General features: G+C 61.4%; 13 protein-coding genes. 5 read left to right on the forward strand and 8 right to left on the reverse strand.

Features of this window, described 5'->3' with window-relative positions; translation table 11 throughout:
• Positions 1–80: 80 nt before the first annotated feature.
• Positions 81–1118, reverse strand: coding sequence for a TAXI family TRAP transporter solute-binding subunit (locus tag J2T57_RS03935; RefSeq protein ID WP_253474561.1), 1038 nt, complete (start codon positions 1116–1118; stop codon positions 81–83).
• Between the two features lie 258 nt (positions 1119–1376).
• Between J2T57_RS03935 and J2T57_RS03940 the strand changes: the two genes are divergently transcribed.
• On the forward strand, positions 1377–1820 hold the full coding sequence (locus J2T57_RS03940; protein WP_253475688.1) for a DUF1841 family protein: 444 nt from the start codon (positions 1377–1379) through the stop codon (positions 1818–1820).
• 66 nt (positions 1821–1886) lie between these two features.
• Positions 1887–2351 carry an FKBP-type peptidyl-prolyl cis-trans isomerase gene (locus J2T57_RS03945; RefSeq protein ID WP_253474563.1) on the forward strand — a complete coding sequence of 155 codons (465 nt, stop codon included), beginning with the start codon at positions 1887–1889 and terminating at the stop codon, positions 2349–2351.
• 73 nt (positions 2352–2424) lie between these two features.
• Here J2T57_RS03945 and J2T57_RS03950 read toward each other — a convergent pair whose 3' ends face one another.
• From J2T57_RS03950 to J2T57_RS03980, 7 genes are all read right to left on the reverse strand, one after another.
• Positions 2425–2964 carry a hydrolase gene (locus J2T57_RS03950; protein WP_253474566.1) on the reverse strand — a complete coding sequence of 180 codons (540 nt, stop codon included), beginning with the start codon at positions 2962–2964 and terminating at the stop codon, positions 2425–2427.
• Between the two features lie 11 nt (positions 2965–2975).
• Positions 2976–4616: a bifunctional GNAT family N-acetyltransferase/carbon-nitrogen hydrolase family protein gene (locus J2T57_RS03955; protein WP_253474569.1), complete on the reverse strand. Its 1641-nt coding sequence runs from the start codon at positions 4614–4616 to the stop codon at positions 2976–2978.
• Positions 4617–4718: 102 nt separating this feature from the next.
• The gene (gene tpx, locus J2T57_RS03960; RefSeq protein ID WP_253474572.1) at positions 4719–5216 is read right to left on the reverse strand and encodes a thiol peroxidase; all 498 of its coding nucleotides are present in this window, start codon (positions 5214–5216) and stop codon (positions 4719–4721) included.
• Positions 5217–5324: 108 nt separating this feature from the next.
• Complete coding sequence (locus tag J2T57_RS03965) at positions 5325–5612, reverse strand: sll1863 family stress response protein (protein ID WP_253474576.1); 288 nt, start codon at positions 5610–5612, stop codon at positions 5325–5327.
• Positions 5613–5711: 99 nt separating this feature from the next.
• Positions 5712–6380, reverse strand: a complete 669-nt coding sequence (locus J2T57_RS03970; protein ID WP_253474579.1) for a class I SAM-dependent methyltransferase — start codon at positions 6378–6380, stop codon at positions 5712–5714.
• Position 6381: 1 nt separating this feature from the next.
• Positions 6382–7227 carry a ferritin-like domain-containing protein gene (locus J2T57_RS03975; protein ID WP_253474582.1) on the reverse strand — a complete coding sequence of 282 codons (846 nt, stop codon included), beginning with the start codon at positions 7225–7227 and terminating at the stop codon, positions 6382–6384.
• Positions 7224–8510: an NAD(P)/FAD-dependent oxidoreductase gene (locus tag J2T57_RS03980; RefSeq protein ID WP_253474585.1), complete on the reverse strand. Its 1287-nt coding sequence runs from the start codon at positions 8508–8510 to the stop codon at positions 7224–7226. The genes J2T57_RS03975 and J2T57_RS03980 overlap by 4 nt, the downstream gene beginning before the upstream one ends.
• A 253-nt stretch (positions 8511–8763) precedes the next feature.
• Here J2T57_RS03980 and J2T57_RS03985 point away from each other — a divergent pair, with 253 nt between their 5' ends.
• The 3 genes from J2T57_RS03985 (at position 8764) to J2T57_RS03995 (ending at position 12461) form a co-directional block, all read left to right on the forward strand.
• A complete protein-coding gene (locus J2T57_RS03985) occupies positions 8764–9873 on the forward strand; it encodes an ABC transporter ATP-binding protein (protein WP_253474588.1) in 1110 nt (369 codons plus the stop codon).
• 121 nt (positions 9874–9994) lie between these two features.
• Positions 9995–11107, forward strand: coding sequence for an ABC transporter substrate-binding protein (locus J2T57_RS03990; protein ID WP_253474591.1), 1113 nt, complete (start codon positions 9995–9997; stop codon positions 11105–11107).
• Between the two features lie 64 nt (positions 11108–11171).
• Positions 11172–12461, forward strand: coding sequence for an ABC transporter permease (locus J2T57_RS03995; RefSeq protein WP_253474595.1), 1290 nt, complete (start codon positions 11172–11174; stop codon positions 12459–12461).
• The last annotated feature ends 12 nt before the right edge of the window (positions 12462–12473 follow it).

Raw genomic sequence — 12473 nt, forward strand, 5'->3', positions numbered from 1 at the left:
GGTCTTTCCCCGCTGTCATGTACCAAAAAAACAAGGGGTGGGAGCCTTTTCAGCTCCCACCCCGTCCACCTGGCTCGCGCTTACTCCGCGATGATCCAGTCATCATTCCACTGGCCGTGCTCCTGGAGGAAGCGAGCCAGCCCCGGGTGCACCGGGATGTCGGGGTTCACGGCAACGCCGGCGGCCTGGGTGCCAACGAAGTCGGCAGCCAACGGACCGAAGCCGGGATCACCGTCAACGAGCGCGTCGGTGTTCTCGTACAGGGCCGTCAGGGCGCGGTACATAAGGTCCTCGTCCATGTCGACGCGCACGTTGTAGGCGAAGTAGATCGGCACCGCCCAGACGGACTCCTCACCAACGTCCTGGCTGAACGCTTCCGACGGATCGATCTGCACCGGTTCCAGGCCAGCGTCGCGCAGCCGCTCCCTTTCCTCTTCGGAGAAGTTGATGGCGGTCAGGTCGGCACGCAGTTCGGCTTCACGCCAGTAGGTGGGCAGGGACACACCGGCGGTGGTGTAGCCGGCAGAGCCGATGATGGTGCCCGCCTCGAAGGCGTCGGCGACGGTGGAGCTGTCGATCTCGATGTGATTGAACTCGTAGCCCAGGGCGGCAAAGATGCGGCCCATGTTGAGCCAGTTCATGAAGCCGGCGGGGGTGAAGAAGATCGGCTCGCCGTCGAAATCGGCATAGGATTCGAAGCGGTCGGCAATATCGCTCGGCACCAGCATGAAGGTTTCCATCGGGTACACGTACAGCGTGTGCACCAGACGACCCCGCTCGGGATCGTAGTTATCGTAGGGACGGTCACCATCGTAGAGGCTGCGCATGCCGACGTCGGCGGTGTAGGCGAACTCGCCGTCACCGTCCATCACCGAGCGCATGGCACCGGAGGTGGATGGATAGGGCTGCACGACCAGGGCGTAGTCACGGCCGAGCTCCCGCTGCAGCACGTCGGAGATAACGTTGCCCACGGCATAGCCGTAGGAACCAACGTTGGAAGTGGCGAAGCGCAGATTTTCCCGCGCGTCGACGGTCTGGGTAGCGGCACCGACCGTAAGGCCGACGGCGCAACCGATAGCCAGCACGGAGCTGGGAAGACGATTGCTGAAAAGAGACATGGATTACATCCTCCTGGGTCTTTTTTGTGTCTGCTTAAAGAAGCTAGCACCGAGTACCAAGTTTGGCCACGCTGGGGCCATGGACAGCCGCCTGGCATCCTGCCAGTTCCGGGTACCTCGATTCGGGGGAGATAGGCCGGGTTGTCATTCCGGTCATCCGTGAGATGGGTTTCCAATAATGTGCAAGGCGCGAACTGTAGTCAACCCGCGACGGAGGCTACGGTGCATTTCACACGTGCCCTGCAGTACCCTATGGATATGTTTTCACAAGACAGAAACGCGCTCCGCAAACAGTATTTCGAGGCCTGGCAGAAGCACCTCGGAGGCCTGCCGCTCACCCCTTTGGAGGCCATGATCGCCGATGTGATCGCGGACCATCCCGAGTATCACGACCTCCTGGAGAGCGAAGACCTGGCGCTGGCGCGGGAGTATTTTCCCGAAACCGGTGAAACCAATCCGTTTCTGCATATGGGCATGCATCTCGCGCTGCGGGAACAAGTGTCGACCAATCGACCCGCCGGCATTCGCGCCGTGCACAAGCAGCTTTCCCGAGCACTGGGCGATCCGCTAGAAGCGGAACATTTGATGATGAATCATCTTGCCGAGGCCCTCTGGCACGCCCAGCGTAACGGTCTGCCGCCCAACGAAAAGCAGTATATGCAGGGCCTGCGTGAACTGGCGAAGGAGCGTGGACGCAGGTAGCCCGGTGGCACCTCGACTGGCGCTCCGTTACCATGCCCGGTTCATGTATATGTAGAGGAAACCCCAATGCAGATCGCGAAGGACAAGGTCGTTGCCATCGACTACACGCTGAAAGACGATGAAGGCAGCGTGCTGGACACCTCCGAGGGCAAGCAGCCGCTCACCTACCTGCATGGTGCGAACAACATCATTCCCGGCCTGGAACGCGCCCTGGAGGGCAAAGGCGCCGGGGAAGAAGTATCCGTTCGGGTGGAGCCCGGCGAAGCCTACGGCGAACGCCGAGACGAGTTGATGCAACAAGTGCCGCGGGACATGTTCCAGGGCGTGGACGAGTTGCAGGTCGGCATGCAGTTCCAGGCGTCGGGACAGGATGGCCAGGGTACCGTCGTGACCGTCACCGCGATCGAGGGTGAACAGGTCACCGTGGATGCCAACCATCCCATGGCCGGTGTCGCTCTGAATTTCGATGTGACTGTCCGCGAAGTACGTGACGCCACCAGCGAAGAAGTCGAGCACGGTCACGCCCACTGAGGCGTACCGAGCCGGTTTCGCATCAGGGGGGGCGCTGATTTCCTCAGCGCCCCCTTGACCGCCGTCGCCCCGGTTAGCGGATGAAGCGCGGCATTACCTTGCGGAACAGATCGGTATCCGCACGGCCCAGCCACTCGAACGCCACCATCTCCCGGGTGACCACCCGGATACCTTCCATGCGCATGCGCTCGACAGCGTACTCCACGTCCAGTTGGCTGCGACTGGAGATGGCATCCGCCACCACGTAAACCTCGTAGCCTTCCTGAGTGAGACCCAGTGCGCTTTGCAGCACGCAGACATGCGCCTCGGTGCCCGCCATGACGATCTGGCGCCGTCCCAGGGAAGCGAGTACCCGGCGGATATGGTCCGACTCCATACAGGAAAAATGGATTTTCTCGAGGAGTTCGTCATCCAGGACCAGTGAACGCAGCTCCGGCACTGTATGGCCCAGGCCCTGGGGGTATTGCTCGGTGAGCCGGACGGGCAGATCCACTTCCCGCGCCAGCTTGACCAGCCAGCTGGCATTGGAGACCACCCGCTCGCCCTCGTGGATCGCCGGCGCCAACCGATCCTGCACATCGACCACCAGCAGGCAGGATGTGGATGCATTCATTCGCAAGACTGCTACTCCTCATACTCCGACAGATGGTCCGCATCGCTGGCGGACTCGTTTGTCTGCTCTTCGTTATCGGCCACGTTGCCCGGAACACCGACCCACTGTACCTGATAGAGATCCAGCCGCCGATCGCGGAAGTTTCGCACCGATCCCTCGTAGCGTAACTCGCGCAACTTTTCCAGATCCATGTCCACGATGAGCGTCATTTCGGTGTTCGGGGTTGCCTCTGACACCACGGCATCATGGGGAAAGGCGAAATCCGAAGGGGAGAACACTGCCGACTGGGAGTACTGGATATCCACATTCTCGACATTGGGCAGGTTGCCGCAGCTGCCGGTTATCGCAACGTAACACTCGTTCTCTATCGCCCGCGCCTGGGCGCAGCGGCGCACCCGCTGATAGCCGTTCTTGGTGTCGGTCCAGTAGGGCACGAAGAGAATCTTCATGCCCTGTTCCATCAACAGCCGTGACAGTTCGGGGAATTGCACGTCATAGCAGATGAGGATGCCGATCTTGCCCACATCGGTATCGAAGACCTGCAGCGCATCTCCGCCAGTCAAACCCCAGTAGCTGCGCTCATCAGGGGTGATGTGCAGCTTGTGCTGCGACTCCCAGGTTCCGTCCCGGCGGAGCAGAAACGAGACATTAAAAAGTTGCTGATCCCGATACACCGGCATGGAACCACCGATGATGTTGATGTTGTAACTCACTGCCAGGGACTGCATGCCTTCGCGAATCTCATCGGTGTACTGGGCGAGACCACGAATTGCCTCCGCCGGATTGTCCTGGTTGAAGTTCGACAGCAGCGCCGCATTGAAGAACTCCGGCAGGACCATGAAATCCGCGTTGTAACCGGCGAGTGCGTCGACGAAGAACTCGATCTGGGTCATCAGCTCTTCCACGGAGTGCATGGAGCGCATCTGCCACTGCACGGTGCCAACGCGGATGTTGGTCTTGCCGCCGCCGATCAGCGACTGCTGCTGATCCTCATAGAAAATGTTGTTCCACTGCACCAGGGTGGCGTAGGCCCGGGACTCCCGATCTTCCGGCAGATAGTCGGTGATGACGCGACGCACGTGGAAGTCGTTGGCGAGCTGAAAGCTCAGGATCGGGTCATAGACCTCCTGGCGCTTTACCAGAGCGATGTACTGCTCCGGGGTCATTTCACGGGAGTATTCCTTGTAACCGGGAATCCGGCCGCCGGCGATGATGGAGCGGCAGTTGAGGTTTCGACAGAGTTCCTTGCGCGCATCATAGAGCCGACGGCCGAGACGCATACCGGAATAGCGCGGACTGACAAACACATCCACGCCGTAGAGCACATCCCCATTGGGGTCGTGGGTGGAGAAGTAGCCGTCTCCGGTGATCTGGTCATACGTGTGCTTGTCGCCGAAGCGGCGATAGTCCACGCGGATGGTCAGGGCAGCAGCGACGACCTTGCCGTTGTCCTCGATGCAGATCTGGCCCTCGGGAAACCGGTTCAGCTGCGCCGCATACTGTTTGCGGGTCCACGCGCCCATGACCGGATAGACTTCGTCCATCACCTCCTTGACGTCCGGGTAGTCCTCGAAGCGCAGGTTGCGCAGGCGCAGATGATGCTCGTCGCCGTCGTCCTGGCCCGCTGGTCGCTGGTCGCGATCGTCACTCATGGCAAACTCTCTGTCGATGCTGCGTAAAACGCCCGCGTGTAGCGGGCGCGCTGATGCCTGTTACGGACCTGTCCTGCGGACGGTCAGTTCTCCGACGCTCTGTCAGATGACCGCCAGGGCCGCCTGGAAGTCCGGATCCTGCTTGATCTCGGGCACCTGTTCGGCGTGAATGACCTTGCCCTGCTCATCGATGACCACGACGGCACGGCTCATGAGACCGGCCAGCGGCCCATCGGTGATTTCAACACCATAGTCCTGGCCAAAGCCGTGACCCCGGAAGGTGGAAACCGGCTTCACCGCCTCCAGCCCTTCCGCCCCGCAGAAGCGCTTCATGGCGAACGGCAGATCCGCTGCGACACAGAGCACCACCACATTGCTGCGCTCGGACGCCTCTTTGTTGAAGCGGCGCACCGACTGGGCACAGGTCGGGGTGTCGATGCTCGGGAAGATATTCAGTACCAGCTTCTTGCCCTTGTAGTCGGCAAGCGTGGTGTCTTCAAGGTCCGTCTGGGTAAGACGGAAGTCAGGCGCCTGGCTTCCAACCGCCGGCAGTTCGCCAACGGTATGGATCGGATTGCCGGCCAGCATGATCTGGGCCATATCGACTCTCCTCGGATGATTGAGGTTCACGAAGATAAAAGGTGCCGCGGCGGCGACCGCCTCCACGGGGAGCCACAGTATCGGTGCAGCGGCCTTCGTATTCCAGCCCTACTTGAATGCGGACCACGCCTTGCGGATGCCGTCCTCAAACTCTTTCCAGGCTTTGTCTGCGCGACCACGGAAGTCTTCCCAGGCGTGCTCACTGGCCTGCTCCATCTCGCGAAACCGTTCCCGGGCCTCGTCCCGCTGCTTGCGCAGGGCTTCAATCTGATGCTCGTAGTCGACCTTGAGATCAGCTCGCGCCTGGTCGGCACGGGCCTGCATACGATCGATTTCAGCGTTCCATTCGTCGAGCTTCGCCTTGAACTTCTGAAGGTACTCGTCACGCTTGCTCATGCTGTTCTCCTCTCCGTGCGGAATAGATGCAAATGACCGGCGGGGCTCCGCCGCCTACTGAAGGGTAGTCGTGGAAAGACTTGCTGCAAGGCAGCGTTTTCAGCCGGGCAAACGGCCGTGCACGAGCATGTGCCGGTCACTGACGCGCTCGACGGTGAAGTCGCCGAGTCCGGCGGCGGCGAGCTGTCCGGACACTTCTTCCGGGGTGAATGCCGCAAGCAGGGAGTTATAGAAATCCGTCCGGAGCACCTCGGGCTCACCCACCGCGTAACGATCCACGATAGCGGCCGCGTCTTCCGGGGACTCCGGCCGGAACAGATCCATCACGAGTACCGGCGCAGCGGGTCGACCGACACGACGCAACATGTCCCAGAAGCCGGTGGGCTCATGCAGATGGTGCAGCAGGCTGTTACTGATGAGCCCATCGAAGGCACTGTCCGGCAACGCCGCGCCGGGCACCGAATCACGAATGAAGCTCACCCTGCCGGCCAGTGCAGGCGCCTGCGCAAGGGCCGCGCGCCCATGTTGCAGCATGGCCTCCGCACCATCCAGACCGACGATCTGCAGCGCCGGCCACCGACGCGCGAAGCGCAGCATGATGTCGCCCGGCCCACAACCCACATCAAGCAGCCGCCCATGGGGCTCGCCGAAATGCAGCAGCCAGAGACTCAGGAACTGCTCGTTCGGTTCGTCGAAGTCTGCCGCGGCGTAGGCCTGCGCCTGGCGGTCGTCATCCATGAGTTCGGGCTCGGGCGTACGCAACATCATGTCAGTCTCCTCCGGCGTTGGCCGTGGACAGCTCTTTCAGCAAACGCATGTCTTCGCGGGAGAATCCGGCATCGAGGCGGGCTGATTCGTTGAAGGGCCCACGAATCCGACCGTGCATGTACCGGCTCAGCAGATCACGAAAAATACGCTCTGCATCAAGGCCTCTCTGTCGACAGCAATAGGCGAACCAGGTTGAGCCAATACGCACATGATCCTGCTCTTCATCCAGGATGATACGCAGGCAGTCGACGGTTTCCGTGTCCTTGGCCGCCTGCAGACGCCGGATCATCCCCGGTGTGACGTCCAGACCGCGGGCTTCAAGCACCCGTGGCACCAGAGCCATGCGTACCATCACATCGTGAGCGGTGTCACAACAGGCGGCCCACAGCCCGTCGTGCGCCGGGAAATCACCGTAGTCATGGCCAAGCGACTGCAACCGACGCCGCAGCATGAAGAAGTGTCGCGCTTCGTCCTGGGCCACCCCAAGCCAGTCCGAGTAATACGTATCGGGCATGTCGCGAAACCGTTGCACCGCGTCCAGCGCCAGATTGATCGCATTGAATTCGATGTGCGCGATGGCGTGAATCAGAGCGGCGCGACCCGCCTCGGTGCTCAGCCGACGATGGACCAGATCCCTGGGCGGTACCAGCCCAGGGCGCGCCGGCCGCCCCGGCGCGTCCACGGGCCATGGCGGTTCGGATCCGCGACGACGCAGCCTGCCAGCGCTCCAGTCATTGCGCAGATCGTCAACCAGGACACCTTTGGCTTGCGGATCTCTGACGGCCAGTGCACGGGCCGCAGCAGCATACAGACAGGAATCAGCGCTGTCCGTTGATGCCTCAGTCATACGGTATTCTCGGTTCCAGCCATCGGAGAGCGGGCGCGGGCGAACCTGGAGATCGACAACGCCTCCAGATCGACACCGTGGCTTCGACCGGCAAGATCATCGGCGATGATGCGCCCCGTGATACCTGCCAGGGTCAGGCCCAGATGCTGATGGCCGAAGGCATAGGAGACCCGTTGGGCAACCCTCGAACGGCCGATCACGGGCAATGAGTCCGGCAATGTGGGGCGAAACCCCATCCATTCACTATAGTGGGCGCCGCGAAGTCCGGGAAAAAGGCGCTTCGCCAGGGTCACCATGCGCCCAGGGCGCTCCGGGTTGGCGGGCAATTCCAGCCCACCGAGTTCGGTGGTACCGGCCAACCGCACCCCGGCGCGCATGGGTGAGGTCACGAACTTGTGATCCCCGGACATCACCGGCATCGGCGGTGTGAAATCCGGCTGTTCAAGCATGGCGTGGTAACCCCGCTCCGTCTCCAGCGGCACCGGCTCGCCAAGGGCCGCCGCGAAGCGACCGCTCCAGATGCCGCAAGCCACCACCACGTGATCGGCGCGGATCGCGCCCTGATCCGTGCGCACATCAACTGCGTCATCACGGGGTTGCAGATCCTGCACCCGGGCCTGCTCGACACGTCCGCCAGCCGATACCAGGTCGGCCGCAAGCCGCTGAACCAGGCCTCCTGGATCTGAACAAGACACACAATCGGGGAACAGAAAGCCGCCGGCAACTTTCGGGCTCAGTTCGGGAATAACTTCTCGCAGCGCCGCAGCATCAAGCAAACGCCCGCTGACGCCCTGCCGCAGCCGCTCATCAAGCTCCCATTGGTCCTTGGAGAAGGACCGCTTGGACAGGTAGGCGGTGACCCAGCCGGTGCGTTTCACCAACTCCGCGGCGCGACTACCCTGGAGTAGCGGCTGATAGGCAGCATCGGCTGCCGCACACAGTTGGGTGAGAGCCTGCATGGCCGGACGCCACCGCGAAGGTCTCGCGCTGGCCATGAAGCGCGCAAGCCACGGCGCAATCCGCGGCAGGTAGCTCCAACGCAGGTCGAGACCGCTATCCTTTCGCAGCAACAGGCCCGGAGCCTTGCGCACGATTCCTGGCGTTGCCAGCGGTATGACGGAATCCGTGGCAAACACGCCGGCATTGCCGAACGAGCAGGCTTCGCCCGGGGGTTCGCTGTCAACCACTGTGACCTGATGGCCGTCGCGTTGCAGCCAGCGGGCACAGCAAATGCCGACAATGCCGGCGCCAATGACGACAATCTGGCGGGTTTCAGGCTGCAATGCGGCCTCGGTAATCAGGTGATTTGACAGGCTAAAATAGCAAACTGCCGGACCCATTGCAGGTCTGGTTTTGCTGCATCGCAACATTCCCTTTTGCTGATCCAGAACCCGCATGGCGCAAGCCTTTTCTGACTAATCTGACGGCCCAAGGCCGTTCGCGCTTGCAATTCATTGCGGGATCGGCAACTCTAAAAATCGAAAAACGAGACGATAGACGCCGGGCAGAACCGGTTAACAGGGGGGCGGGAATGGAATGAGCCAGACCACTGATCATGCACCGGGGTCTGCATATGTTCTCTTCGAGAATGTCCAGAAGAGCTACGATGGCGAAACACTCGTCGTCAAGGATCTGAACCTCTCCATCGCCAAGGGCGAGTTCCTCACCATGCTCGGCCCGTCCGGGTCCGGCAAGACCACTTGCCTGATGATGCTGGCAGGCTTCGAATCCGCCACGCACGGCAACATCGTTCTCAACGGTGAGCGCATCGACAATGTGCCGCCACACAAGCGTGGCATCGGCATGGTGTTCCAGAACTATGCGCTGTTCCCGCACATGAGCGTTGCCGAAAACCTGGCCTTTCCATTGAGTGTCCGTAATCGACCGAAGTCGGAGATTGAAGAGAAGGTCAAGCGGGCTCTCAACATGGTGGAGCTGCCGCACCTGGGCGACCGTATGCCGGCCCAGCTCTCCGGCGGTCAGCAACAACGCGTCGCCGTCGCCAGAGCCCTGGTTTTCGAGCCTGACCTGGTGCTGATGGATGAGCCGCTGGGTGCTCTCGACAAGAATCTGCGTGAGCAGATGCAGTACGAGATTCGCCATATCCATGACCAACTCGGGGTGACAGTGGTCTATGTGACCCATGACCAGTCCGAAGCCCTGACCATGTCGGATCGCATCGCCGTATTCGATGACGGCGTCATCCAGCAGCTGGCGCCGCCGTCAGAGCTTTATGAGCACCCGAAAAATGCGTTCGTGGCCGCCTTCATCGGTGAAAACAACACACTCAAGGGAACGGTGGAATCGCTGGACGGCGAGACCTGCGACGTGCGGCTGGAAGATGGTTCCGTCCTCAAGGCGCAGGCGGTAAACGTTGCCGCCGAGGGTGATCGCACGACCATCTCGCTGCGGCCGGAAAGAGTTGCGGTGGAACCGGAAAACGGCGAGTACCCGAACAACTTCGAGGCCGAGGTCCAGGAACTCATCTACCTTGGCGACCACATTCGCACACGCGTCAAGGTTTGTGGCAACAAGGAATTTATCATCAAGGTCCCCAACGCCCAGCGCAACAAACGCATGCAGGCCGGCGAAACCATGCGCGTCGGCTGGGCCATGGAAGACTGTCACGCGCTCAATGCGTCGTGAAACGAGCAGACCATTTGTTCTGGTGAAGACTCAACGCATGTTGGGTTGCCACGGGCAAATGCCGGCACCCGGACCCGGTGACCGGCGAACTGCAAAAAACCGAGAAACAGGAGAGTGGACGATGAAAGCGAAAACCTTGACGGTTGTCGGCGTGAGCGCTGCCGTTGCAACAGTCAGTGCTGCGGCGCTGGTCGCCCACGCCCAGGAGCGGATCGAACTGACCGTCGTATCCTGGGGTGGTGCCTACACTGCCAGTCAGAACCGTGCCTACCACGAGCCCTGGATGGAAGAGAATCCAAACTGGCGTCTGCGTGGCGACGACGGTTCCGCCAATGCCCTGGCTGGCCTGCGTGCCCAGCACCAGGCGGGTAACGTGACCTGGGATCTGGTGGACATGCTGCCCTCTGACGCGCAGCTGGCCTGTGACGAGGGCATCATCCTGCCCATCGATCACGATGCCATGCTGGAGCCTGCTCCCGATGGCACCCCGGCTTCGGAAGACTTCCTGCCCGGTTCCCTGGGCGAGTGCTTCATTCCGCAGATCGTGTATTCCACGGTGGTGACCTACAACACCGAGATGTTCCCGTCGGATGCGCAGCCACAGACGGTAGACGACTTCTTCAACGTCGAGGACTTCCCCGGCCGCCGCGCCATCCAGGACCGCCCCGCCGTTAACCTGGAGTGGGCCCTTTACGCTGACGGCGTGCCGCCGGACGAAGTCTATGACGTGCTGATGACGCCGGAAGGTGTCGATCGCGCGTTTGACAAGCTGGACACCATCAAGGAGCACCTGATCTTCTGGACCGAAGGCAGCCAGGCTCCGCAGCTGCTGGCCGACCGCGAAGTGGCCTTCGCCACCGGCTACAACGGCCGCATCTTCGACGCCTCGGAAGTGGAAGGCCAGCCCTTCGAGATCATCTGGGACGGTCAGGTGGTGGAATGGGACGGCTGGGTGATTCCCGACGGTCCCAAGGCCGATCATGCTCTCGAGTATGTTCGTTGGGCCACTGATACCCAGCGTCTTGCCGACCAGGCCAAGTTCATTTCCTATGGCCCGGCCCGTGCGTCCTCCAACGAACTGGTGGGTGAGCATGCGGATCTCGGAATCGATATGCGGCCTCATATGCCGACTTATCCCGAGAACTATCAGACCCCCATCATTCTCGACAACGATTTCTGGACAGACTACGGCGATGAACTGCGTGAGCGCTTCGCCAACTGGATGCTCCGTTAAATCGATTGCTTGAGTGCCGGGTCGGCGACATCTGGTCGTCGACCCGCTTTAGGGGGGAATCACCATGGCCACCACCACCGGCGACACGCTGCGATCCACTTCCTCGGACGCTGCGCCGGACAGGATGGTCACCGCTGACGGTGTACCGCTAAAGACCAGCCTGCGTCGCGCCGAACGTCGTCGCCGAACCATCGCATTCCTGCTGGTCCTGCCGCTGCTGACCTTCATCATGGTGTCGTTTGTCATTCCCATCGGGGAAATGATGTGGCGCAGTGTGGACAACCCCCTGATCGTCAATACCCTGCCAAGAACCGTTGAAGCCCTGCGCGACTGGGACGGCGAGGATCTGCCTCCGGAAGCCGCCTATGCGGCGATGGTGGAAGACTTGCGCGTCGCCCAGGAGGAGCGCGCCGTTGGTCGCCTCGCGGTGAGGCTGAATTACGAGATGAGTGGCGCTCGCAGTCTGCTGGGCGGCGCCGGCCGGCGAGCCGCGCAACTCGAGGCGCCCTACAAGGAAGCACTGATCGATCTCAACGCACGCTGGGGGGAGCCGAGAATCTGGCGGGTCATCCAGCGTGAAGGGCGCCCCCTGACGGCTGCCTATTACGTATCGGCACTGGATCTGACCTACGACGAGGACGGCAATATTGTCCGTCAGGACGAGCGACAGCGCATCTACCTGAGCCTGTTCACGCGCACGCTGATCATGAGCGTCGTCATCACCGCACTTACCTTGCTGCTCGGCTTCCCGATTTCCTACCTGCTGGCCACACTGCCGCTGCGCTACTCGAACCTGCTGATGATCTTCGTGCTGTTGCCGTTCTGGACGTCGCTGCTGGTCCGCACCACGTCGTGGATCGTACTGCTGCAGCAGCAGGGCGTGATCAACCACATCTTGGTGAACATCGGCATTCTTGACGAAAACATGCGCCTGCAGATGATCCACAACTGGATCGGCACGGTCATCGCAATGACCCACATCCTGCTGCCCTTCATGGTCTTGCCGCTCTACAGCGTGATGAAGACCATTCCACCGAGCTATATGCGGGCGGCGCGCTCATTGGGTGCCAACAACTGGACGGCCTTCTGGCGGGTGTATGTCCCACAGACCGTGCCCGGCATGGCGGCAGGCGGCATTCTGGTATTCATCATCTCCATCGGCTACTACATCACGCCGGCCCTGGTGGGTGGCCAGAGCGGACAGATGATTTCCAACCTGATCGCCTACCACATGCAGAGTTCGTTGAACTGGGGGCTGGCCGCCGCGCTCGGCACCATCCTCCTGGTGGGGGTGCTGGTGCTGTACTGGGCCTTCAACAAGGTATTCGGCGCCGACAACGTGAAGCTGGGCTGAGGGAGCACTGAC

This window comes from Natronocella acetinitrilica (assembly GCF_024170285.1).
Classification (GTDB): domain Bacteria; phylum Pseudomonadota; class Gammaproteobacteria; order Nitrococcales; family Aquisalimonadaceae; genus Natronocella; species Natronocella acetinitrilica.